The organism is Variovorax sp. AC103, assembly GCF_979254005.1.
On record NZ_CEEDFC010000002.1, the window covers coordinates 14,067 to 38,051 of the forward strand.

21 protein-coding genes are annotated in these 23,985 nt (G+C 68.2%); 9 read left to right on the top strand and 12 right to left on the bottom strand.

All coding sequences use genetic code 11. From position 1 onward, the window contains the following. Nucleotides 1-24: 24 nt before the first annotated feature. The gene (locus tag AC0IYU_RS02725) at nt 25-1,218 is read right to left on the bottom strand and encodes a phosphoglycerate kinase (RefSeq protein WP_472112786.1); all 1,194 of its coding nucleotides are present in this window, start codon (nt 1,216-1,218) and stop codon (nt 25-27) included. Between the two features lie 102 nt (nt 1,219-1,320). Further along, nucleotides 1,321-2,226: a LysR family transcriptional regulator gene (locus AC0IYU_RS02730; protein WP_472112789.1), complete on the bottom strand. Its 906-nt coding sequence runs from the start codon at nt 2,224-2,226 to the stop codon at nt 1,321-1,323. 88 nt (nt 2,227-2,314) lie between these two features. Between AC0IYU_RS02730 and AC0IYU_RS02735 the strand changes: the two genes are divergently transcribed. From AC0IYU_RS02735 to AC0IYU_RS02760, 6 genes are read left to right on the top strand one after another with little or no spacing between them, the layout of a single operon-like run. After that, nucleotides 2,315-2,875, top strand: a complete 561-nt coding sequence (locus tag AC0IYU_RS02735; protein ID WP_472112792.1) for a VOC family protein — start codon at nt 2,315-2,317, stop codon at nt 2,873-2,875. Then, nucleotides 2,868-3,989: an alpha/beta hydrolase gene (locus AC0IYU_RS02740; protein ID WP_472112795.1), complete on the top strand. Its 1,122-nt coding sequence runs from the start codon at nt 2,868-2,870 to the stop codon at nt 3,987-3,989. Before AC0IYU_RS02735 ends, AC0IYU_RS02740 begins: the two co-directional genes overlap by 8 nt. Nucleotides 3,990-3,996: 7 nt before the next feature. Further along, the gene (locus tag AC0IYU_RS02745) at nt 3,997-5,646 is read left to right on the top strand and encodes an FAD-dependent oxidoreductase (protein WP_472112798.1); all 1,650 of its coding nucleotides are present in this window, start codon (nt 3,997-3,999) and stop codon (nt 5,644-5,646) included. Then, a complete protein-coding gene (locus AC0IYU_RS02750; protein ID WP_472112801.1) occupies nt 5,643-5,852 on the top strand; it encodes a DUF2783 domain-containing protein in 210 nt (69 codons plus the stop codon). The genes AC0IYU_RS02745 and AC0IYU_RS02750 overlap by 4 nt, the downstream gene beginning before the upstream one ends. Continuing rightward, nucleotides 5,849-6,826: an MBL fold metallo-hydrolase gene (locus AC0IYU_RS02755; protein ID WP_435487585.1), complete on the top strand. Its 978-nt coding sequence runs from the start codon at nt 5,849-5,851 to the stop codon at nt 6,824-6,826. Before AC0IYU_RS02750 ends, AC0IYU_RS02755 begins: the two co-directional genes overlap by 4 nt. Nucleotides 6,827-6,860: 34 nt before the next feature. Next, on the top strand, nt 6,861-7,835 hold the full coding sequence (locus tag AC0IYU_RS02760) for a Bug family tripartite tricarboxylate transporter substrate binding protein (RefSeq protein ID WP_472112804.1): 975 nt from the start codon (nt 6,861-6,863) through the stop codon (nt 7,833-7,835). A 20-nt stretch (nt 7,836-7,855) separates the two neighbouring features. Here AC0IYU_RS02760 and AC0IYU_RS02765 read toward each other — a convergent pair whose 3' ends face one another. The 5 genes from AC0IYU_RS02765 to def are packed head-to-tail and all read right to left on the bottom strand — an operon-like array spanning nt 7,856 to nt 10,917. Further along, entirely contained in the window at nt 7,856-8,167 is a 312-nt protein-coding gene (locus tag AC0IYU_RS02765) for an AzlD domain-containing protein (protein ID WP_435487620.1), read from the bottom strand. 23 nt (nt 8,168-8,190) lie between these two features. Continuing rightward, entirely contained in the window at nt 8,191-8,931 is a 741-nt protein-coding gene (locus tag AC0IYU_RS02770) for an AzlC family ABC transporter permease (RefSeq protein WP_472112807.1), read from the bottom strand. Continuing rightward, on the bottom strand, nt 8,931-9,887 hold the full coding sequence (gene fmt / locus AC0IYU_RS02775; RefSeq protein WP_472112809.1) for a methionyl-tRNA formyltransferase: 957 nt from the start codon (nt 9,885-9,887) through the stop codon (nt 8,931-8,933). The genes AC0IYU_RS02770 and fmt overlap by 1 nt, the downstream gene beginning before the upstream one ends. Continuing rightward, nucleotides 9,884-10,393 (bottom strand): hypothetical protein, encoded by a 510-nt coding sequence (locus tag AC0IYU_RS02780; RefSeq protein ID WP_472112812.1) that lies wholly within the window; start codon nt 10,391-10,393, stop codon nt 9,884-9,886. Before AC0IYU_RS02780 ends, fmt begins: the two co-directional genes overlap by 4 nt. 5 nt (nt 10,394-10,398) lie before the next feature. Further along, on the bottom strand, nt 10,399-10,917 hold the full coding sequence (gene def / locus AC0IYU_RS02785; protein ID WP_472112815.1) for a peptide deformylase: 519 nt from the start codon (nt 10,915-10,917) through the stop codon (nt 10,399-10,401). 158 nt (nt 10,918-11,075) lie between these two features. Here def and AC0IYU_RS02790 point away from each other — a divergent pair, with 158 nt between their 5' ends. The 3 genes from AC0IYU_RS02790 to AC0IYU_RS02800 all read left to right on the top strand — a co-directional run bounded on the left by AC0IYU_RS02790 (nt 11,076) and on the right by AC0IYU_RS02800 (nt 14,074). Then, nucleotides 11,076-12,293 (top strand): LysM peptidoglycan-binding domain-containing protein, encoded by a 1,218-nt coding sequence (locus tag AC0IYU_RS02790; RefSeq protein WP_435487590.1) that lies wholly within the window; start codon nt 11,076-11,078, stop codon nt 12,291-12,293. Nucleotides 12,294-12,323: 30 nt separating this feature from the next. Further along, nucleotides 12,324-13,469, top strand: coding sequence for a DNA-processing protein DprA (dprA, locus tag AC0IYU_RS02795; protein ID WP_472112817.1), 1,146 nt, complete (start codon nt 12,324-12,326; stop codon nt 13,467-13,469). A 92-nt stretch (nt 13,470-13,561) separates the two neighbouring features. Continuing rightward, nucleotides 13,562-14,074: a Smg family protein gene (locus tag AC0IYU_RS02800; protein WP_472112820.1), complete on the top strand. Its 513-nt coding sequence runs from the start codon at nt 13,562-13,564 to the stop codon at nt 14,072-14,074. A 28-nt stretch (nt 14,075-14,102) separates the two neighbouring features. Here the strand turns inward: AC0IYU_RS02800 and AC0IYU_RS02805 are convergent, their stop codons facing one another. The 5 genes from AC0IYU_RS02805 to AC0IYU_RS02825 form a co-directional block, all read right to left on the bottom strand. After that, nucleotides 14,103-16,541, bottom strand: a complete 2,439-nt coding sequence (locus AC0IYU_RS02805) for a DUF1631 family protein (protein ID WP_472112823.1) — start codon at nt 16,539-16,541, stop codon at nt 14,103-14,105. A 159-nt stretch (nt 16,542-16,700) separates the two neighbouring features. After that, on the bottom strand, nt 16,701-17,660 hold the full coding sequence (gene secF, locus AC0IYU_RS02810) for a protein translocase subunit SecF (protein WP_435437429.1): 960 nt from the start codon (nt 17,658-17,660) through the stop codon (nt 16,701-16,703). Nucleotides 17,661-17,678: 18 nt separating this feature from the next. After that, nucleotides 17,679-19,559, bottom strand: coding sequence for a protein translocase subunit SecD (gene secD / locus AC0IYU_RS02815; RefSeq protein ID WP_435487594.1), 1,881 nt, complete (start codon nt 19,557-19,559; stop codon nt 17,679-17,681). Nucleotides 19,560-19,637: 78 nt separating this feature from the next. Then, nucleotides 19,638-19,970 carry a preprotein translocase subunit YajC gene (yajC, locus tag AC0IYU_RS02820; RefSeq protein WP_435437427.1) on the bottom strand — a complete coding sequence of 111 codons (333 nt, stop codon included), beginning with the start codon at nt 19,968-19,970 and terminating at the stop codon, nt 19,638-19,640. Nucleotides 19,971-20,252: 282 nt separating this feature from the next. Continuing rightward, a complete protein-coding gene (locus AC0IYU_RS02825) occupies nt 20,253-23,861 on the bottom strand; it encodes an indolepyruvate ferredoxin oxidoreductase family protein (RefSeq protein ID WP_472112825.1) in 3,609 nt (1,202 codons plus the stop codon). Between the last annotated feature and the right edge of the window lie 124 nt (nt 23,862-23,985).

Below are 23,985 nucleotides of genomic sequence, written 5' to 3' on the forward strand. Positions count from 1 at the left end.
GTCGCGCGTCCGCCGCACCGCCGGTCAACCGGCCGCGCGTTTGGCCAGGATTTCGAAGGCCGGCAGGGTCTTGCCTTCCAGCACCTCGAGGAAGGCGCCGCCGCCGGTCGAGATGTAGCCGACCTGCTTTTCGATGCCGTACTTGGCGATGGCCGCAAGCGTGTCGCCGCCACCGGCGATCGAGAACGCGCTGCTCTCTGCAATGGCTTGCGCGATGGCCTTGGTGCCGCCCGCGAAGGCGTCGAACTCGAACACGCCCACCGGGCCGTTCCAGACGATGGTGCCGGCTTCGCGCAGTTGCGCGGCCAGGATGGCGGCGGTCTTGGGGCCGATGTCCAGGATCAGGTCGTCGTCCGCCACGTCATTGGCGTCCTTGACGGTGGCGAGCGCATCGGCGGCGAAGGTCTTGGCCGTGACCACGTCCACCGGAATCGGCACGTCGGCGCCGCGCGCGCGCATGGCCTCGATCACGGCCTTGGCGTTGTCGACCAGGTCGGGCTCGGCCAGCGACTTGCCGATCTTCAGTCCGGCGGCCAGCATGAAGGTGTTGGCGATGCCGCCGCCGACGATCAGCTGGTCCACATTGGCCGACAGGCTTTTGAGGATGGTGAGCTTGGTGCTGACCTTGGAGCCCGCCACGATGGCCACCAGCGGGCGCTTGGGTTGCGCCAGCGCCTTGGTGATGGCGTCGATCTCGGCCGCCAGCAGCGGACCGGCGGCGGCAATCTTGGCGAACTGCGCAATGCCGTAGGTGGTGGCTTCGGCGCGGTGGGCCGTGCCGAAGGCGTCGTTCACGTAGATGTCGGTGAGCGCGGCCAGCTTCCTGGACAGCGCCTCGTCGTTCTTCTTCTCGCCCTTGTTGACGCGGCAGTTCTCGAGCAGCACGACCTGGCCGGGCTTGACGTCGACGCCGTCGACCCAGTTGGCGACCAGCGGCACTTCGCGGCCGAGCAGCTCGCCCAGACGCTTGGCCACGGGGGCCAGCGAGTCTTCGGGCTTGAACTCGCCTTCGGTCGGCCGGCCCAGGTGCGAGGTGACCATCACGGCCGCGCCGGCATCGAGCGCGAGCTGGATGCACGGCACCGAGGCGCGGATGCGCGTGTCTTCGGTGATGTGGCCGGCGTCGTCCTGCGGCACGTTGAGGTCGGCACGGATGAAAACGCGCCGGCCGGCGGCTTTGCCCTGTGCGCAGAGGTCGGTGAATCGAATGACGTTCATGGATCTGGAGTAGGTGGAAGACGGGTCGGCCTGCATTGTAGGTTTGGCGCCCTCGTGGCACTGTGCGCCTCTTGCGCCGGCCCGATGCTTTTCAGCCCTTGCTCAACGCCCTGGCTGGGCTTTGGCGAAGCCTTCGAGGATCTCGACGAAGCTCGCCGCCGCCGGGGACAGGCTGCGCCGCGCCGCACTGTAGACGCACACCTCGCGGTGGAAGTCGGGCGACTCGAGCCGCACCATCTGCAGGCCGTGGGCGCGCACCAGCGAGGCGGAGTAGGTCGGGCACACCGTGAGCCCGAGCCCCGAGGCCACCATGCCGAGCGCTGTGGTCATGTACGACACCTCCTGCGTGCCGGCGCGCAGCATGTACGCGCGCTCGGCCGGGCCCAGCTCGGGCAGCACGCGCTGGCGGAAGTCGCGCGTGGGGGCGATGAAGGTGTAAGGCCCCAGCTCGTGCCAGCGCACCTTGCGGCGCTTGGCGAAGGCATGGTCCGGCGGGCAGATCAGCCAGTGGCGGTCGCGAAACAGCGTGCGGCGATCGATGGCACCGTCGACCGCCACGTCCTGCCCCACGGCGAGTTCGACGTCGCCGGCCATCACGCCCGCGAGCAGGTGCTCGGGCAGCGTGTCGGCCAGGCGCACATCGACGTCGGGGTAGCTCTCGCGGTAGGCCGCGATCACGCGCGGCATCAGCGTGCAGGCCATGAGCTGCGGCGCGGCAAGCCGCAACACCCCTTTCTTCTTGTCACGCAGATCGGTAACGCCGGCCACCGCACCCGCAAGATCGCCGAGCAGCCGGTGCACCGAAGGCAGGAACTCACGCCCGGCCTCCGACAGCTGCACGCTGCGGGTGTTGCGGTCGAGCAGCTGCACGCCCATCTCGCGTTCGAGTTCGCGCACCAGCACGCTGAGCGCCGACTGCGTGAGGTGCAGCTGCTGTGCCGCGGCGGTGAAGCTGCCGGTTTCGGCCACGGCTGCGAAGGCGCGCAGCTGGCGCAGGGTCAGGTTCATATATATGGTTATTTCATCAATCGATGAATTAATTTCGATTGCATCATAAGACGCGTCGTCGCCCAATCGCGGCTGAACGGAGACACCCATGCCGACGACGACAACTGCCCACACGGCACCCCCGCCCATCCGCGGGTTGCACCATTTCGCCTGGCGCTGCCGCGACAGCGAGGAAACCCGCCGCTTCTACGAAGACCTGCTGGGCCTGCCACTGGCCCACGTGATCAAGAGCGACCACGTGCCGAGCACGGGCGAGTACTGCCCCTACGTGCACATCTTTTTTCAGATGCGCGACGGTTCGTACATCGCCTTCTTCGACCTGGGCGACGACACCGCGGCGCTGCCCTCGCCCAACACGCCTGCGTGGGTGAACCACATCGCGCTGCGCGTCGATTCGGTGGCCGACCTGCAAGCCGCCAAGGCGCGGCTCGAAGGCGCGGGCGTCGAGGTGCTGGGGGTGACCGACCACCACATCATCGAGTCGATCTACTTCTTCGACCCCAACGGCATCCGCGTGGAACTGACCACGCCCACCGTGCCGCAAGCCGAGATGGACGCACATGCGTTGCGCGCCCGTGCCGACCTCGATGCATGGACAGCGCGCAAGGCCGAGCTGCGTGCAGCGAAGAAGGGCGCATCGCATGTCTGAACTGCAACTCGCCGTCATCGACGTGAAGCCCGGCGCGGCGATGGAAAGCCAGTCGGGCCTGCAGATGCTGCGCCCGCGCATCTACGGCGCCTTCCGGGCCCCACAGGGGCCGAAGAAGGTGGCGGCGATCGTGATGCACCCCACCAGCAACTTCATGGGCCACTACCTGATCGGCCCGCTGGCCGAGCGCGGCGTCTGCTGCATGGGGCTGAACTCGCGCTTCGTGGGCAACGACACGGTGCTGCTGATGGAGCGCGCCATCCAGGACCTGGGCGCCGGCGTGCGGCACTTGCGCGAAGCCGGCTACGAGAAGGTATTTCTCGTCGGCAACTCGGGCGGCGCCGCGCTCGCGGCCTTCTACCAGGCGCAGGCCGAACAACTCACCGCCACCCACCTGCCCGACGGAGACGCGACGCACCTGCACCCGAACGACCTGCCGCCGGTGGACGGCATCGCGCTGTGCGCCGCGCACCTGGGCCGCACGCGGCTGATGCGCGACTGGATCGACCCCTCGGTCACCGACGAGCACGACCCGCTGTCGGTGGACCCCGACCTCGACATGTACGACCCGCGCCACCGCATGCCCTACGACAGCGACTTCCTGGCGCGCTTCAGCGCGGCGCAGAAGGCGCGGCTGGACCGCATCGAGCAGTGGTGCGTCGAGCGCCTCGCGCTGCTGCGCAGCACAGCGGGCGCGCCGCGCGACCAGACCTTCATCGTCTACCGCACGCACGCCGATCCGCGCTGCGTGGACCTCTCGCTGGATGCGAACGACCGGCTGCCCGGCAGCGTGTGGGGCGATGCGCGGCAGGTGAACTACTCGGCCAACGCCATGGGGCGCACCACGTCGCTGACGGCGTTTCTCTCGCAATGGTCGTCGCGCTCGCAGGCCGACGGGCCGACCAACCTCGCGCGCACCACGGTGCCCAAGCTGCTGCTGACCTACACGGGCGACCAGTCGACGTTCCCGAGCACGCGCGACGCGTGGATGGCCGCGGGCGGCTCGCGCATCCGCAACGTCGACATCGTGGGCGGCAACCACTACCTCGCGGGGCAACCCGAACTGGTCCCGAAGGCGGCCGACGCCATCGCCGAATTCGCGCACGCGCTGTAGAAGAAACATGGAAACCTTTGCCTTCGCACCGGCCTACGAGCTGCCGGCCTGGCCCTTCACGCCCCCGCCCGAACTGGGGAACACGAAGGTCGTGCGCCACCCGATCGTCATCGTCGGCGCCGGGCCTTCCGGCCTCACGCTGGCCTGCGACCTGGCGCAGCGCGGCGTGCGGGCCGTGCTGCTCGACGAGGACGACACCGTCGGCGTGCGCGGCGCGTCGTCGCGCGGCATCTGCTACGCGCAGAAGAGCCTGGAGATCTTCGAGCGCCTGGGCGTCTACGAGCGCATCGCGGCCAAGGGAATCACCTGGTCGTTCGGGCGCACCTTCTCGGGCGACGAGGAGGTCTACAACTTCAACCTGCAGGCCGCGAGCGTCTCCAGGCAGCCGCCGTTCATCAACCTGCAGCAGTTCTACGTCGAGTGGTTCCTGGTCGAGCGCATCCTCGAACTGGGCGTGACCGACGTGCGGTGGAAGAGCCGCGTGACGCGCGTGCAGCCGCTGGCCGACGGCGTGCGCCTGGACATCGAGACGCCCGCCGGCAGCTACACGATCGAGGCCGACCGGCTGATCGACGCGGCCGGCGCCAACAGCCTGATCCGCACGCAGCTCGGCATCGAGGCCCATGCCTCGCGCAGCACCGACCGCTGGTGCATCAGCGACGTGCGCTTCAAGAAGCCGCTGCCCACCGAGCGCTGGACCTGGGTCGACGCGCCCTTCAACGAAGGCCGCGGCGTGTGGCAGCACCTGATGGCCGACGGCGTGTGGCGCATCGACTACCAGATGCCCGAGGACTGCGACACGGTCGCCATCAGCCGGCCCGAGGTGGCGGGCGCGCGGCTGCGCGAGCAGCTCGGACCCGACGTGGCGTTCGAGTTCGTGTGGATCGGGCCCTACGGCTACCGCGACCACCTGCTCGACAGCTTCCGGCACGGCCCGGTGTTCTTCATCGGCGATGCGGCGCACGTGGTGAGCCCGTTCGGCGCGCGCGGCGGCAACAGCGGCATCCAGGACGCGGCCAACCTCGGCTGGAAGCTCGCGCTGGTCGCGCAAGGCCAGGCCGACGATGCGCTGCTCGACAGCTACGACGCGGAGCGCCAACCCGCCGCGAAAGAGAACCTGCAGGTGACGAGCCGCTCGGCGCGCTTTCTTGCGCCGCGCTCGCCGGCCGAACACACGCTGCGCCGCGCGGTGGTGGCGCTGGCGGCGCGGTATCCGTTCGCACGCGCGCTGGTGAACACGGGGCGCATGTCGGTCGCCAACGCCTACCCGGCCGCGCCGCATTTGCCCGAGGGCGCGCGCACCGTGCAGAACCTGCCGCTGCGCTGGGCCGATGGGCATGGGACGACGTTGATGCAGCTGCTGGCCGAAGGCACGCAATGCATCGGCCTGTGGTTCGCGCCCACACGTGCGCAGGCCGAAGCGGCGCTCGAGGCCACGGCTTCGCTGCCGCTGCGCCTGCTGGCCGTGGGCGGCGACAGCGGCCTGCCCGCGCTGCAAGCCGACGACCAACTCGCCGCCCATCTCGGCATCGACGGCGCAGGCGGCTTCGCGCTGGTGCGGCCCGATGCCTACCGCGCCGCCGTGCTGCAGAACGCCACGCCCGAAGCCATCGCCTCTGCCTTGCGCACCGCGCTCGCACACCGCCCGCCCCCATGATCACCGAACCCCGCATCCCCGATCCCGACGGCTTCTACGCAGCGCTGCTCGCCGCGCACGAAGGCCGCACTGGCGCGCAGAGCGCCGACCTCAACGCCCGCCTGGTGCTGCTGCTGGCCAACCAGTGCGCCGACCAGGACGTGCTGCTCGCCTGCATCCATGCGGCAGCGGCCGCGCAAGACCCCACGACCCCCCACGCCCCATGACCACTTCCGTCTCCTTCGCTTCCGCTTCCGACACCCGCGAGCAGAAGCCGCAGCTGCGCGAGCTCGCGCCCGGCGCCTACGGCTACATCAGCGACTTCGACCCCAACTGCGGCTTCGTCGTCGGCGACGAGCAGGTGGTGCTGATCGACACGCGCCCCACGCCGCGCATGGCGCGTGACTTTCTCGCGGCCATCCGCACGGTGACCGACAAGCCCGTCAAGACCATCGTGCTCACGCATTACCACGCAGTGCGCGTGATGGGCGCGAGCGCCTTCGACGAGGTGGAACAGATCGTCGCAAGCAACGGCACGCTCGACTGGATCCGCACGCGCGGGCAGGCCGATTTCGATTCGGAGGTCGGTCGCTTTCCGCGCCTGTTCGCGGGCGTGGAGGAAATCCCGGGGCTGACCTTTCCGACGATGAGCTTCGCCGGCGAAATGAGCCTGTGGCTCGGCCCTCGCCCGGGCACGGGCCGCGAGCTGCGGCTGATGGCGCTGGGTCGCGGCCATTCGAGCGGCGACACGGTGGCCTGGCTGCCCGACTGCGGCGTGCTGTTCTCGGGCGACGTGGTCGAGAACCACTGCGGCGTGTACGCGGGCGATGCCTACATCGGCGACTGGGCCGGCACGCTCGACGCGGTGCGGGCGCTGAACCCGCGCGTGCTGGTGCCGGGGCGGGGCGCGGTGCTGCAGAACGAAGCGGCCTGCGCGGAGGCCATCGACCTCACCAAGGCCTTTCTCTCCACGCTGCTCGACAGCGTGAAGGCCGGCATCGCCGCAGGCGAAACACTGCGCGGCTGCTTCGCGCGCGCCGACGCGGCGATGACACCGCGCTTCGGCAGCTGGCCCGTGTTCCAGCACGTGCTGCCCTTCGACGTGTCGCGCGCCTACGACGAGCTTCGCGGCATCGAGCACCCCGTGGTCTGGACCGCCGAGCGCGACCGCGAGCTCTGGCAGGTCTTGCGCGGCGAATGACCTGAACCGAGACAAGCAACGGAGACAAGAGACGATGAAGCGATTCCTTCCCCTGATGGCCGCGGCGCTCGCGCTGGCGAGCGCCACCTTCGCGTCGGCGCAGCCGGCCGCCTACCCCAGCCAGCCGATCAAGTGGATCGTGCCCTACTCGGCCGGCGGCGGCACCGACAACCTCGCGCGCACGCTGGCCGAGGCGATGCAGCCGTCGCTCGGGCAGCCGCTCATCATCGACAACCGGCCCGGTGCGTCGACCAACATCGGCGTGTCCGTGATGATGCAGGCCAGGCCCGACGGCTACACGGTCATGCAGGCCGAGAACGCGGCGCTGCTCTTCAACGAGCACATGTTCGTCAAGCTGCCGTACAAGCCCGCGAGCGACTTCACCTACATCGGCACCATCGGCCGCTTCCCGGTGGCGCTGGTGGTGCACCCCGACTTTCCCGCCAAGACCGTGGCGGAGTTCGTGCGCTACGTGAAGGCCAACCCCGACAAGGTGAGCTACGCCTCGCCCGGCAACGGCTCGCCGCACCACATGGCGATGGAACTCTTCAAGCAGAAGGCGGGCCTGACGATCACGCACGTGCCGTACAAGGGCGCCGCGCCCGCCATGACCGACGTGATGGGCGGCCAGGTGCCGGTGATGATGCTGGACCTGGCCTCGGGCCTGCCCATCATCAAGTCGGGCAAGGTGCGGGTGCTGGCCATCGCGCTGCCGCAGCGCGCGAGCGCCTTGCCCGAGGTGCCGACCTTCGTGGAGGCCGGTTTCAGCGACGTCAACGCCTACGCCTTCCACGGCCTGATCGGCCCGGCCGGCATGCCGCCCGAAGCGGTGGCGCGGCTCAACAGCGAGCTGCACAAGGCAATGAAGGCACCGAAGGTGGTGAAGCTGTTCGCGGACTTCGGCTTCGAGGCGCTGCCCGGAACGCCGCAGGACTTCTACAAGCTGTCGCGCGCGGAAAGCGACCGTTGGGGAAAGATCATCGCGGCCGCCGGCGTGAAGCTCGACTGAACAAAAAAGAAACCCTGCGGCTACCAGCCCAGGCCGAGGTGCAGCGGCAGGTAGACCGCCATGCCGGCGATCATGGTGCCGAGCACCCCGCGCCGCCAGTAGAAATACGCCGCACCGACGACCGCCGCATACAGGCGGGCGTCGTGCAGCGTGGTGATCAGGTGACCCTGGGTCATGACGATCTCGGGCGCGATCACGCCCGCGAGGGCGGCCGCCGGCGCGTAGTGCAGCGCGCGGTGCGCCCACTCGGGCAGGCCCCAGGGCCGGTCGAGAATGAAGAAGAAGCAGCGGGTCAGCACGGTGACGAGCGCCAGGCCGACGATCACGCCCATCGTCCACCAGTCCGTCGTGGCGCTCACTTGTCGTCCTCCGCCGTCGGGTCGAGGCCGAACTGCTTCTCGAGCCAGAAGCACAGCAGCACGGCCACGCCGATGGCCACCACGATGTTCAGCTTCAGCGGCAGTGCATAGGCCGCCACGGCGGTCATGCCGGCAATCAGCGCGGCGAGCACGCGCAGGCGGGTGGTCGCCATCGAGCAGACGATGGCCACCAGGCTCAGCACGCCGGCGAAGCCCAGGCCCCAGGTCTGCGGAATGAAGTTGGCCAGCGCCACGCCCAGCAGGCTCATGCCCATCCACGCGCACCAGGTCACGAAGTAGTTGCCGGTGAGGTAGGCCTCCTGCGATTCCTGCTCGGAAATGGTCAGCGGCGGCTTCGGATACTTCTTGGTGAAGAGCGCATAGCTCATGTCGGCCGTGAGGTAACCGTGCATCATGCGGCGCCAGCGCGGCATGTGCATGAGGTAGGGGCGCAGGTGCAGGCTGAACACCACGAAGCGCAGGTTGACGCAGAAGCCCGTGGCCAAGATGACCCACGCCGGCGCGCCCGCGAACAGCAGCGGAATGGCCGCGAGCTGCGAGCTGCCCGCGTAGACCAGCAGGGTCATGGCCAGCGCCTCGATCACGCTCATGTTCGACTTGACCATGGCCACGCCGGTCATCAGGCCCCAGGCGCCGATGCCCAGCGCCACCGGCGTCATGTCGCGCACGCCGACGCGGAATTCAGGGCGGCTGCGGATGCGCTGCGAGAGGAACATCAGCCGAAGGCCTGCCCGGGCTTCAGGTCGAAGCCGCGCAGGAAATCGGCCACGGCCAGGCGCTTGCCGCCCGGTCGCTGGAGTTCGGTGACGGTGACGGCCGAACCGGCGGCGGCCACGGTCACGCCGGTGTCGCTGACGGCCAGGATGGTGCCCGGTGCGGCCTGCTCGGCAGACGCGGCCTCTGCATGGGCGGTCCACAGCTTGATGGTCTCGCCGTCCAATGGGCTGTTGGCGCCCGGGAACGGATCGAAAGCCCGGATGCGCCGCACGATGGCGTCGGCCGGCTGGGCCCAGTCGATCAGCGCTTCATGCTTCTCGACCTTGTGGGCATAGGTCACGCCTTCGGCGGGCTGCGGCGTGCGCACGAGCGTGCCGATGCGCGCCAGCGCCTCGACGATCATCTTCCCGCCCAGCTCGGCCAGCCTGTCGTGCAGGCGGGCGGTGTTGTCGCTGCCGATGTCGACGGCCTCGCGCAGCAGCATGTCGCCGGTGTCCAGGCCCGCGTCCATCTGCATGATGGTGATGCCGGTCTGGGCGTCGCCGGCCTCGATGGCGCGGTGGATGGGCGCAGCGCCGCGCCAGCGCGGCAGCAGGCTCGCGTGGATGTTGAGGCAGCCGTGCACCGGCAGGTCGAGCACCCACTGGGGCAGGATCAGGCCGTAGGCCGCCACCACCATCACGTCGGGCCTGGCGGCCAGCAGGGTGTCGCGCGCGGCCGAGGCCTCGTCGGGGTACTTGCCGTCCAGCCGCAGGCTGCGCGGCTGCGCCACCGGCCATTGGTTGGCGACGGCGCATTGCTTGACGGGGGAGGCCTGCAGCTTCATGCCGCGACCGGCGGGGCGGTCGGGCTGGCTCATCACCAGCACGACGTCATGTCCGGCGGCGGCGATGGCCTCCAGGGCGGCGCGCGCGAACTCGGGCGTGCCCGCGAAAACGACTCGCAGGCGGCTCAATCCCGGACCCGATCGAGCTCGAGATCGTCTCCTGTGTGATAGCGCCGGACCACGCCGGTGGGGTCGATGTAGATGTACAGCATGCGGCGTTCGTTCACGGCCTTGTAGCGCCAGGTCCAGACGGCACCGTCGAAGGAACTGACGCGGCTGATTTCATAGGGGCGGCCGTAGAAGGCCATCACGTCGTTCTGGCGCCACTGGTTGACCCGGATGTCCTGCCCGAAGCGCGCCTCGCTGAGCACCTGCGTCACCGAGACGACCTTGCCTGCGGCGTCGACGTCGATGTCGGTCACCTCGAAGCCCGCCGGCATGCGCGAGTACTGCAGCCGCTCGCCACCGCCGGTAAGCGGGTACCGGCCCGTGGGCGCGCCCAGGCGCTGCAGGGTGTCGGCGGCGGTGGCGCCCGGCTGGACGCGCGTGGGCTCGTTCGCGCAGCCGGCCAGGCCCAGGCCGGCCATCGCGAAGACCGCCAGCGCTGCGAGGGAGCCGAAACGACGTGAGGTCATGAGTGTCAGGCCTGTTCGCGCAGTTCTTCGCGCTGCTGCTTGAGCAGCTTGCTCTTCATGCGGTTGCGCTTCAGGGGCGAGAGGTATTCGACGAACACCTTGCCGAGCAGGTGGTCCAGCTCGTGCTGGATGCACACGGCCAGCAGGCCGTCGGCCTCGATGGTGCGCTGCTCGCCGTTCTCGTCGAGCGCCTGCACCTTGACCGAGGTGGAACGCATCACGCCGTCGTAGATGCCGGGCACCGAAAGACAGCCCTCCTCGTTCAGCACCTTCTCGTCGCTGGCCCAGGTGATTTCGGGGTTGATCAGCACGATGGGCTGGTTGCGCTCCTCGGACACGTCGATGACCACGAGGCGCTCGTGCACGTCGACCTGCGTCGCCGCCAGGCCGATGCCGCTGGCGTCGTACATGGTCTCCAGCATGTCGGCCACCAGGGCCTTGATGCGGGCATCGACGCCCTGCACGGGCTTGGCCACGGTGTGCAGGCGCTTGTCCGGGTAACTCAGAATGATTCGTTTAGCCATGAAATCGGGGGAAAGTTGTGGCTATTTTCGCCAATTCCGCGACCAGACGCGACGCGTGGCACCGAAAACGTTGCCCTCCCAAGGGCTTCAGCGCAGAATTCGTAGCAAATTGTGAGATTCGTATGCGCGGCGATACTTCGCGCGCTCACCATCCAGACATGAAAAAGCTCAGATTCACCGACCACCAGCGCCCTCATCTTCTTGCAACGCTGACAGCCCTGGCGGTGCTCGGCGGCTGTGGCGCCACGACGGCCTGGGCACAGAATTACCCGGTCACGCCCCAGCAGCGAGCCACGGCCCAGCAAACCGCCCAGCAGGGTGTGCCCCTGAGCGAACTGGCGCCCAACGCGCCCGACGAATACACGGTCAGGCCCGGCGACACGCTCTGGGCCATTTCACGCCTCTTCCTGCTGCGCCCCTGGCGCTGGCCGGAGCTCTGGGGCATGAACATCGATGAAATCGCCAACCCGCACCGCATCTACCCGGGCCAGGTGCTCTACCTTGACAAGACCGGCGGCCGGGCACGCCTGACCACCCGCCGCGGCGGCTTCGGCGGCGAAGGCGGCACCATCAAGCTGTCACCGCGCACCCGTTTCGATTCGCTGGCCGGCATGGCATTGCCCACGCTCAACCCGAGCGTCATCGAGCCGTTCCTGAGCGAACCCATCGTGGTGGACGCCAACACGCTGGACAGCGCCCCCCGCATCGTGGCGGGCAACGACAGCCGCGTGCTGCTGTCGCGCGGCGACCGGGCCTATGCCCGGGGCAATGCCGAATCGCCGCTGGTCGAGGCCGCGGGCCCGGTGCAGAACTTCCGCGTCTTCCGCACCGCCACGCCGCTGAAGGACCCCGGCACGGGTGAAATCCTGGGCTACGAGGCGCAGTACCTGGGCAAGGCACGGCTGCAGCGCGGCGAGTCGACCACCATCGAGACGGTGCAGGACAAGGACGTCATCACCGTGGTGCCGGCGAGCATCGACATCGTCGCGTCGCGCGAGGAAATGCGCGCCGGCGACCGGCTGCTGCCCGAGCCGCCGCGCCAGCTCCTGAGCTACGTGCCGCGCGCACCGTCGACGCAGGTCGAAGGCCGCATCATCTCCGTCTACGGCAATGCGGTGCAGTTCGCGGCGCAGAACCAGGTGGTGGCCATCAACAAGGGCACGCGCGACGGCGTCGACAACGGCCATGTGCTGGCCATCCTCAAGAACGGCGAGACCATCCTCGACCGCACCGGCGCGCGCAAGGAAACCATCAAGCTGCCGAACGAACGCATCGGCCTGCTGATGGTGTTCCGCACTTTCGAGAAAGTGTCCTACGCGCTCGTGCTCGAAATCAACGACACTCCGCGCGCCGGCGACTTCCTCGTCAATCCCTGACCTGCGGCCCCGGCTTTCTCGAACACAGGTTTGGAACGCGCAGAACTCGCAGGTTGGCTGCGGCTTTCATTGACGCCAGGCGTCGGCGACGGCGCCGCTCGGCGGTTGCTCGCGGCCTTCGGGCTGCCTGAGCAGGTCTTCGCGCAACGCGACGCCGCGTTGTGCGAGGTCGTTTCGCAAGCCCAGGCCGCGGCATTGCAGCAGACGCCCCCCAACCTGCAGGCGCAGATCGACCTGACCTGGCAGTGGCTGCATGCCGGGGACAACGGCACGTCGCGCCGCGTCGTGACGCTCGGCGACGACGGCTACCCCGCCTCGCTGCTCGAAATGACCGATCCGCCGCTGCTGCTCTACGTGCTGGGCGCCGCCGACTACAACCTGACGCAGCTCGGCCACAGCATCGCGGTGGTGGGCAGCCGCAACCCCACGCCGCAAGGCGCCACCAACGCACGCAGCTTTGCCCGCGCCCTGGGCGAGGTGGGCCTGCCCGTGGTGTCGGGCCTCGCGCTGGGTGTGGACGGCGCGGCGCACCAGGGCGCGCTCGACGCGGCCGGCGACACGCCGCGGCTGGCCACGGTGGCCGTGGTCGGCACCGGGCTCGACCGCGTGTACCCGGCGCGGCACCGCGACCTGGCGCATCGCATCACGCAGCAGGGGCTGATCGTGAGCGAGCTGCCGCTCGGCACGCCCCCGCTCACGCAGAATTTCCCGAAGCGCAACCGGCTCATTGCCGGGCTGGCGCGCGGCACGCTGGTGGTGGAGGCGGCGCTGCAATCGGGCTCGCTCATCACCGCGCGGCTCGCGTCGGAGCAGGGCAAGGAAGTGTTCGCGATTCCGGGCTCGATTCATTCACCGCAATCGCGCGGCTGCCATGCGCTGATCCGCCAGGGCGCGAAGCTCGTGGAATCGGTGAGCGACATCCTCGAGGAGCTCCCGCCTTTGCGGACCCCGATCGCGGCCGCGGCCTCGTCCACCATCGGCAACGGGCACGCGGCCACCCCGGCCGAAGACCCGCTGCTGGACGCCCTCGGCTTCGACCCCGTGAGCCTCGACGCGCTGAGCGCGCGCACCGGCTGGAGCGCGGCCGCGCTGCAGGCCAGGATGCTCGAGCTCGAGCTGGACGGCCAGATCACACGCCTGCCAGGCGGCCTCTTCCAGCGCATGGCCACCACCTGATTCGCGGGTGCTCGTTCGCAAGCGAAGGAGAAGAGACACGAAGTGCACGAAGCCCGAGGGCGAGCGACCACTTCCTGGGCTATATTGGGCCCATGTTCGAAGTGCTTGTTTTTGTGTACGAAAACTATTGGCGCGGCGATGCCTGCCCCGAACCCGAGCAGTTGGGCCGCAAGCTCAGTGCGCACGGCTTCGAGGCAGAAGAAATCCGTGACGCCCTTCACTGGCTCGACGGCCTGAGCCTTGCCACGCAAGGCATGCAGATCGAGCACCACACCAAGGACAGCGCCACGGTCACGCTGCGCGGCGCGCCCGAAGCGGCCATGCCGCAGTCGCAAGATGCCATGCGCGTCTACTCGCAGGCCGAGCAGGAGCACCTGGGTGCCGAGTGCCTGGGCTTCATCAGCTTTCTCGAGTCGTCCCAGGTGCTGCCCTGCGGCTTGCGCGAAATCGTGGTCGAGCGCGCCATGGCGGCGCCGGGCGATCCGGTGGCGCTCGACGAGCTGAAGATCATCGTGCTGATGGTGCACTGGAGCACCGGCATCGAGCCCGATGCGCTGGTGCTCGACGAGCTCTGCGAGTCCCGCGAAGGCCGCACGGCCCATTGACCCGGGGGCCCGGCGCCCCGTCCACGAACTAGTTCAGCAGCCGTTCCGGGTTGGCGTCCAGCTTGGCCAGCGCCTCGCGCGTGGCGCGCACGGTGAGCGTTTCTTCCTCGGCCGGCACCAGCAAGCCCGCCTGCAGGTAGCTCGCGAGCCGCCCCGCCTGGATCAGGAAACTGCGGCCGTCCGCCGAGGCGAACAGGTGCAGCTTCTTGCGATCGCTGCGCCAGACGAACTGAACCTGGCTCACCCGGTCGTTGTGGTCCAGCATGAACCAGTTGCCCACTTGCAGTTCGTGCGCCCAGGCCAGCATGTCCTCGGCGACCTTGCTGCCGCCGGCATCGGGAATCACCTCGATCGATGCGGCGTCCACCCCCAGCAGCAGTTCGATGCTGTGGGCGTCCAGCGGCAGGTCGTCGCCTGCCCCGCCCTCGTCGCTCACGAAGTCTTCCAGGTGCGTCAGCCGTTCGGCCATGGCTTCGATCTTGGCCTGCGGAATCGCCTCGGTCTTCGACAGGAAGGCATCGGACAGCGTGGCGCCGATGATCTTGATGTGCGCCTCCTGCGGCTCGTCGACGATGCCCAGCAGCGCCATGCCCTGGCGCAGGCGCTGCAACAGCTGCGGCAGGTCCTGAATCACGCGGGCGCGGTCTGTGCGGTTGGGCTTGGCGCTGGCGGCCCACACCAGTTCGGAGGCCACGCGCTTGAGCATGACGGTCTGCTCGCCCTGCGCGCCGTAGCGCAGGGCCGCGATGGCCAGCACCTCGGCCCAGACCTTGAACAGGAACTCGCGGATCTCTTCGCGCACCGGCATGTCGTTGAGCATCTTGCGCAACTCGATGGTGTACTGGATCGCCATCGTTTCCTTCTGCTCGACCTGCTGCGCCACGCTCATCACGCGCTGCGTGGTGTCGCTTTGCGTCAGGTAGCGGTTGAGGAAGGCGACGAACTCGTCGAACACCAGCTTGAACACGCGCTGGCCGGTTTCAGGGTACTGCTCGATGACCTGCACCACGCGGCGGATCTCGCTTTCGAGCGCGCTGCCGGTGATGGCCGCCGCGTCGAAGCCCATCACGCACGAGCCCATGCGGTCGATCAACATGCGCGCGGGATGCTGCAGCGTGCCGAAGAACTCGGGCTCGGCGATGGCCACGCGCAGCACCGGCATCTGCAGCCGGGCGAACCACACGCGGGCGGAGAAGGGAATGCGCTCTTCGGCCAGGATGGCCTGGAACATCAGCGCCACGATCTCGACCGTGGCCTTGTCGGCCGTGGTGGGTGCGCGCTTCTTGAGCTCGGCGGTGCGCCGGCGCATGTCCACCGCGGTCTGCTGCATCAGCGTGGCCTGCTCGCCGGCGCCGTCCATGAACTGGGTGGCGGCCATCCGGTAGGCGACCTCGGCGTCGGCGATGGCGCCTGCAAAGGTCCTGGAAAAGACGCGGGGTGGCGAGGTGCCGGCGACCTGGCCCGCATTGCTGCCACCGCCACCGCCACTGCCGCTGCCGCTTGCTCGTCCTTCGGCGCCAGAGGCCGGGTACTGCCCGGCCGAGCCGCCCGCCTCGCCGCCGATGCGCGCGGCGACGAAGCGCTTCAGGCTCAGCAGCGCTGTCTGCGCACGCTGCCGCGCGATCATCAGCGGCGAGCCGCCCGTGGTGGCCGTGGCGACAGTGGACGAGGTGCCCGCGTTCGAAGACGCCGAAGTCTGCTGCCCGTCGGATCCGAAGCCTGCGCGCTGTCCACCGCGCGGACCGCCCGGCATGCCGCCGCCGTCCATCGGCACGCCGGACGACGTGGCCGGTCCACCGCTGCCGGCGGCGCCGGCGCTGCCCGTGCGGCGCACGAAGCTCTTGAGGTCGATCTCCTCCATCACGCCGTTGGCGATCAGGAAGGCGTTGGCGCTCTGGTAGGCCTTGACCACCACCTCGACCAGCCCCTGCTGCACCGTGTCCTGCACCCGGGTCCACAGCCCGCGGCTCAGGCCGGCGGCCAGCCATTGTTCGACCAGCAGCTTGGCCAGCGTCTCGGGCTTGAGCACGTCCCTGGCGTCGAGCTCGGTCGTGCCTTCGAGGTGCTGGATGCGCAGGCGCAGGTCGCTGAGCTCGAAACTGGCCTTGTCGTGGATCATCTGCGCCAGGCGCGAGGAGAGGATGTTGCTCTCGACCACCTCGTCGCCGATCAGTTCGAGCCGCAACGCCGAAGGCACCGCCGACACGCCGCCGGCCGAGGCGCCCAGCGCCTTGCGCCAGCCAGTCTGCGCAAGCGTTACCCATTGCGTGGCCTGGCCCTGGAACGCCACGAAGTCGTCGCGATGTTCCTGCATGGCGCGGGCGTTGCCGGCCTCGGAGGAGATGGCAGTCAGCCGGTCGCGGATCGCGCGGGCCAGCGGCGCGATGGCGCCTTCCGTTGCCAAGACGAAACGCTCACGCGTCTCGCGTGCGAGCTGCAGGGAAGAGGCGGACCGCGCAATGCTCATTGAAAAGTCGGAAAGACCCGGATATTCGAATTCGATTCGTCAGCAACAACCGAGAGCTTGCATCGGGATGCGCAACCGCACAAGTGCGCAGAGTGCCCGGCGTTGCATGCGAACCGCAGCGCGGCGCGGCCGCCGCCTGATTAAAGCCTGAAGTATCCGTCAGACCACCGCGCCGGCGTTGGGATCGTCTTCGGACTCCCCGTCGCGCTTCGTCGGGCCGCCCTTGACCAGGTCTTCGCGCTTCACCCCCAGCCACATCGCGATGGCAGCCGCCACGAAGCACGAGGAGTAGATGCCGAAGCAGATGCCGATGGTCAGTGCCAGGGCAAAGTAATGCAGGGTCGGGCCGCCGAAGAAGAACATCGACAGCACCACCAGCTGCGTGGAGCCGTGGGTGATGATGGTTCGGCTGATGGTCGAGGTGATCGCGCTGTCGATCACTTCGGAGGTCGTCATCTTGCGGTAACGCCGGAAATTCTCGCGGACCCGGTCGAAGATCACGACCGACTCGTTCACCGAGTACCCCAGCACCGCCAGCACCGCCGCCAGCACCGCCAGCGAGAACTCCCACTGGAAGAAGGCGAAGAAGCCCAGGATGATCACCACGTCGTGCAGGTTGGCGAGCACGGTGGCCAGCGCGAACTTCCATTCGAAGCGGAACGCCAGGTAGATCATGATGCCGAGAACCACCATGCCCAGGGCCTTCAGGCCGTTGGTGGTGAGTTCCTCGCCGACCTGCGGGCCGACCACCTCGATGCCGCGCTGCGTGGCCGACGCGTCGACCGACTTCAGCGCCCCCATGACCTGCGCGCTCTGCTGGTCGGAGCTCATGCCCTTCTGGGCCGGCAGGCGGATCTGCACGTCGCGCGAGCTGCCGTAGCTCTGCACCTGCACGTCGGGGTAGCCGAGCTTGCCGATGGCGTCGCGCACCTTGCCGATGTCGGCCGACTGCTCATAGGCGACCTCCATCACGGTGCCGCCCGTGAACTCGACCGACAGGTGCAGCCCGCGGTGGAACAGGAAGAAAACCGCCAGCGCGAACGTGACGAAGGAGACGATGTTCAGCACCAGTGCATGGCGCATGAACGGGATCGTCTTGTGGATGCGGAAGAATTCCATGGCGCTTGTCCTCGACCTTTACTTGGTGGCCACGGCCGAGCCGTCGGTCGTTGGGCGCCAGACGGTACCGATGGACACCGTCTTGAGCTTCTTCTTCTGGCCGTACCAGAAGTTCACGAGGCCGCGCGAGAAGAACACGGCGGAGAACATCGAGGTGACGATGCCGATGCAGTGCACCACCGCGAAGCCGCGCACCGGGCCCGACCCGAAGGCGAGCAGCGCGATGCCTGCGATGAGCGTGGTCACGTTGGAGTCCAGGATGGTGCCCCAGGCGCGTTCGTAGCCCGCGTGGATGGCCGCCTGCGGCGACGCCCCGTTGCGCAGCTCTTCGCGCACGCGCTCGTTGATCAGCACGTTGGAGTCGATGGCCACGCCGATGGCCAGCGCCATGGCCGCGATGCCGGGCAGCGTGAGCGTGGCCTGCAGCATCGAGAGAATGGCCACCAGCAGCATCAGGTTGACGGCCAGCGCGATCGAGGAGAACAGGCCGAACAGTGCGTAGTACGCGCACATGAACACCATGATCGCCAGGAAGCCGTACATCACGCTCTTGAAGCCCTTCTCGATGTTGTCGGCGCCCAGGCTCGGACCGATGGTGCGTTCCTGGATGATTTCCATCGGCGCGGCCAGCGAGCCGGCGCGCAGCAGCAGCGCGAGGTCGCTGGCTTCCACCACCGTCATGGAGCCCGACACCTGGAAGCGGTTGCCCAGCTCGCCGTTGATCGACGGGGCCGTGAGCACTTCGCCCTTGCCCTTTTCGAAGATCAGCATCGCCATGCGCTTCTTGTAGTTCTCGCGGCTGACGTCGCGCATGATGCGCCCGCCCTTGGCGTCCATGGTCAGGTCGACCTTGGGCTGGTTGCTCTGCTGGTCGAAGCCGGGTTGCGCGTCGGTGAGGTTCTCGCCGGTGACCAGCACCTGCTTCTTCACGATGACGGGGCGGCCCTGGCGGTCGAGGAATTTCTCGGAGCCGAACGGCACCGGGCCGCCGCTCAGTTCGGCCGAGCGGCCTTCGGCGCTTTCGTCGACCAGGCGCATTTCGAGCGTGGCGGTGCGGCCCAGGATTTCCTTGGCCTTGGCCGTGTCCTGCACGCCGGGCAGCTGCACGACGATGCGGTCCAGGCCCTGCTGCTGGATCACCGGTTCGGCCACGCCGAGTTCGTTGATCCGGTTGTGCAGCGTGGTGATGTTCTGCTTGAGCGCGGCGTCCTGCAGGCGGCGCGCAGCCTCCGGCTTGATGCTCGCCACGAGGCGCCAGTTGCTGCCGTCCTGGCTGTCGGTGGTGCTCAGGTCGGTGAACTGGTCCTGGATGACGCGCTTGGCCGCCTCGAGCGCGGCCGCATCGCGAAAGCTCACTTCCACGGTCTGACCGTTGCGGCTCACCGAGGTGCCGCGGATGTTCTTGTCGCGGAAGGTGGTGCGCAGGTCGCTGGCGAAGGACTCGGCCTTCTTGTCGATGGCGCCCTTCATGTCCACCTGCAGCAGGAAGTCGACGCCGCCGCGCAGGTCGAGGCCCAGGTACATCGGGAACGCGTGCAGCGCGGTCAGCCACTTGGGCGAGCGCGACAACAGGTTCAGCGCCACCGTGTAGGGCGGGTCGCCGGCGTCGGGCACCAGGGCGCGCTGGATCACGTCGCGCGCCTTGAGCTGGTCGTCGGGGGTGGTGAAGCGGGCGCGCAGGGAGCCGGCGTCCAGCGTGATGAGGTCGGGCGTCAGGCTGGCAGCCTTCAGCGCCTCTTCGACCCGGGTCTGGGTGGTGGCGTCGACCTTGACGGTCGTCTTGGCCGCCGACACCTGCACCGCAGGTGCCTCACCGAAGAAATTGGGCAGGGCATAGATGAGCCCCACGAGCAACACGATCACGATGATCGCGTACTTCCAGACCGGGTAACGGTTCATGAGAAAACGCTTTTCTGAAACGGAACACGGCGTGAATTGGGGCCCTGCGCCGCAAAGCGCAAGGTTCAGCTCACGCCTTTATTTGACGGCGCCCTTGGGCAGGACCTGCACCACGGCGCTGCGCTGGATCTTGATCTCGACGCCGTTGGCGATCTCGAGGCCCAGGTACTGGTCGCTCATCGAGGTGATCTTGCCGAGCACGCCGCCGGCGGTGGCGACTTCGTCGCCCTTGGCCAGCGCTTCGATCATGGCGCGTGCTTCCTTCTGGCGCTTCATCTGGGGCCGGATCATCACGAAATACAGCACCACGAACATCAGCACCAGCGGCAGCATGCTGCCGAGCGAGGACAACATGTCACCGCCGCCGGCTGCGGCAGGCGCGGTTTGGGCGAAAGCAGAGGAAATGAACAAGAGAGTCTCCAGCAGAGGGAAGAGAAAAGGATGGGAGCGCGGGCAGCGTCCGCGGTTCCTTGGGGCTGGCGGCCGCATGGGATGCGCACCGCAAGTCAAAGCGCGGCGGGGCTTGGCCGCGCACAGCACCGGGCATTGTATTCGGCGCGCAAGGCCGCTCCACGCGCTTATCCGGCGCGGTGGGGAGGGCTTTCCGGGTATTCAACCAGCGCGGAGTCCGCTACGTTTTCAATAGCAACGGGCGTCCAGTGGACGCCCGTACGCTCGCAAAAACCCTGAAATTCAGGCCGCCACGCGCTGCGCCTGCGGGTTGCGCCACTTGGCCAGCAGCTCGCTCCAGCGGGTGCGGGCGGCCGCCAGGTTGCGCTCCTTCACATGGCCGTAGCCGCGAATCTGCTCGGGCAGGCCGGCAATCTCGAGTGCCAGCGCGTGGTTGTCCGCGCGCAGGGCGCCGATCACTTCCTCGATGCTGGCGCGGTACTCGCCGATCAGCGCGCGCTCGGTCTTGCGCTCCTCGGTGCGCCCGAAGATGTCGAGCGCCGTGCCGCGCACGCCCTTGAGCTTGGCCAGGAACCTGAAGCCGGTGAGCATCCAGGGGCCGAACTTCTGCTTCTGCAGCTGGCCCTTGGCGTTCTTCTTGGCAATGATCGGCGGCGCCAGGTGGTAGTTGAGCTTGTAGTCACCTTCGAACATGCCCTCGACGCGGTCGAGGAACGAGCGGTCGGTGTGCAGGCGGGCGACTTCGTACTCGTCCTTGTAGGCCATCAGCTTGAACAGGTAGCGCGCCACCGTCTCGCTCAGCCCCGTGCGGCCCAGTGCCGATTCGGCCTGCTGCACCTTGCCGACGAACTGCTTGTATTCGGCGGCGTAGGCGGCGTTCTGGTAGCCGGTCAGGAACTCCACGCGGCGGGCCACGAGGCTTTCGAGCGTTTCGCGCTTCTTGAACTCGATGACCTGGCCGGGACGCACGCGCTTCTGGAAATCTTCCGGACGCACGGCCGCCTGGCGGCCCCACTCGAAGGCGGTCTTGTTGTTCTCGATGGCCACCGCATTCAGCTCGATGGCGCGCATCAGCGACTCGTGCGCCAGCGGCAGCCAGCCCTTTTGCCAGGCGTAGCCCAGGATCATCGGGTTCACGTAGATGGTGTCGCCCATCAGCGCGGTGGCTGCGGCATCGGCGTCGAAGGTGCCCATGCCGTCGATGCCCACGGCGCGCGCAATTTCGGCGGCGCAGGCGTCTTCGGGGTTCTGCCAGTTGGCGTTGCGCACGAAGGCGGCGGTGGGCGAGCTGTGGGTGTTGAGCGCCACGTGCGTGCGCCCTTCGCGCATGCGCGCCATGGTTTCGCCGTTGATCGTGACCAGCGGATCGCACGCCAGGATCAGGTCGGCCGCCGCGGTGCCCACGCGCGTGGTGCGAATGTCGTCCTGCGTGTCGCCGATGAGCACGTGGCTCCAGGTGGCGCCGCCCTTTTGCGCCAGGCCGGCCGCGTCCTGCGTGACGATGCCCTTGGCCTCGATGTGCGCGGCCATGCCCAGCAGCTGGCCGATGGTGATGACGCCGGTGCCGCCCACGCCCGCGACCACCACGCCCCAGACCTTGCCGCCCGCCAGCGACGGCAGCGCGGGCTCGGGCAGCAGGCCGAACTCGGCCGGCGTCGCGCCCTTGCTCTTGCTCTTCTTCTTGAGCTGGCCGCCTTCGACGGTGACGAAGCTCGGGCAGAAGCCCTTCAGGCAGCTCATGTCCTTGTTGCAGCTGCTCTGGTTGATGGTGCGCTTGCGGCCGAATTCGGTTTCCAGCGGCTCCACGCTCAGGCAGTTGCTCTGCACGCTGCAGTCGCCGCAGCCTTCGCAGACCAGCTCGTTGATGACCACGCGCTTGGCCGGATCGACGGCCGTGCCCCGCTTGCGGCGGCGGCGCTTCTCGGTGGCGCAGGTCTGGTCGTAAATGATGGCCGTGGTGCCCGGCATGGCGCGGAACTCGCGCTGGATGTCGTCGAGCAGGTCGCGGTGCTTCACCTGCACGTGGTCGCCCGGAATCGACACGCCCTCGTACTTCTCGGGCTCGTCCGTGACGATGACCACTTTCTTCGCGCCCTCGGCATGCAGGCTCTCGGCAATCTGCAGCACCGAGTGCCCTTCGGGCCGCTCGCCGACCTGCTGGCCGCCGGTCATGGCGACCGCGTCGTTGTAGAGGATCTTGTAGGTGATGTTCACGCCCGCCGCGATGCTCTGGCGAATGGCGAGCAGGCCGCTGTGGAAGTAGGTGCCGTCGCCCAGGTTCGCGAAGATGTGCTGGTCGGTCGTGAAGGGCTGCTGGCCGACCCACGGCACGCCCTCGCCGCCCATCTGCGTGAAGCCGATGGTGGAGCGGTCCATCCAGGTCGCCATGAAGTGGCAGCCGATGCCGCCCATCGCGCGTGAGCCTTCGGGCACCACGGTGCTGGTGTTGTGCGGGCAGCCCGAGCAGAACCAGGGCTGGCGCGTGGCGTCGGCCACGCTGGTGGACGCTTGCTGCACCACCATCGAGCGCTCCTTGGCCTCCAGGATGGCGAGCTGCGCGTCGATGCGCGCGGCCATGTCGGCGCCGGCGGCGGCCAGCAGGCCGGTCTTCTTCAGGCGCGCGGCGATCGCCTTGGCGATGAGCGCGGGGTTCAGGTCGGCGTTGGCGCGCAGCAGCGTGTGGGCGGTGGGGTTGGGCATCGACCATTCGCCGCCGGAGTAGCCGTCGTCGCTCGCGCCCTGGCCTTCGTCGAACTTGCCGACCACGTTGGGCCGCACGTCCGAGCGCCAGTTGTAGAGCTCTTCCTTCAGCTGGTATTCGATGACCTGGCGCTTTTCCTCAACCACCAGAATCTCTTGCAGGCCGGTGGCGAACTCGCGCGTGAGTTGCGCTTCGAGCGGCCACACCACGCCCACCTTGTGCAGGCGAATGCCCAGCTGGCGGCAGGCCGCGTCGTCCAGGCCCAGGTCGATCAGCGCCTGGCGCGTGTCGTTGAAGGCCTTGCCGCTGGCCATGATGCCGAAGCGGTCGTTCGGGCCCTCGATCACGTTGTAGTTCAGGCGGTTGGCGCGGATGTAGGCCAGCGCGGCGTACCACTTGTAGTGCATGAGCCGGGCTTCCTGCTCCAGCGCATGGTCGGGCCAGCGGATGTGCAGGCCGCCGGGCGGCATCTCGAAGTCGGTGGGAATGACGATCTGCACGCGCTCGGGGTCGATCATGGCCGTGGCGCTCGACTCCACGATTTCCTGGATCGTCTTCATGCCCGACCACACGCCCGAAAAACGGCTCATGGCAAAGGCGTGGATGCCCAGGTCGAGGATTTCCTGCACGTTCGCCGGGAAGAACACCGGCGTGCCGCAGGCCTTGAAGATGTGGTCGCTCTGGTGCGCGGCCGTGCTGCTCTTGGAAATGTGGTCGTCGCCGGCCACCGCGATCACGCCGCCGAACTCGGTGGTGCCGGCCATGTTGGCATGCTTGAACACGTCGGAGCAGCGGTCCACGCCCGGGCCCTTGCCGTACCAGATGCCGAACACGCCGTCGAACTTGTTGGTGCCCTGCGGGGAGAAGCCCAGCTGCTGGGTGCCCCATAGCGCAGTGGCCGCGAGCTCTTCGTTCACGCCCGGCTGGAAGACGATGTTCTGTTCCTTGAGGAACTTGCTGGCCTTCCACAGCGCCTGGTCGTAGCCGCCGAGCGGGGAGCCGCGATAGCCGCTGATGAAGCCGGCGGTGTTCTTGCCGGCCTGCTTGTCGCGCAGCTGCTGGAGCATCGGCAGCTTGACGAGGGCCTGGACGCCGCTCATGAAGGCACGGCCGTAGTCGAGCGAGTATTTGTCGTCGAGGGTGACCGTTTGCAGGGCCTTGAGAATGTGCGCGGGCAGCGGTGCATTCATATATGTCTTGTCTCCGTATGGCAGGGCCTTGTGGGCCTGGCTGATGGGTGTGGGTCTGTGCCCGGGTAGGGCGTGAGCCCATGATCACGCAAAGTGTATGCCGGGGTCCGCGACAGGTGTTTGC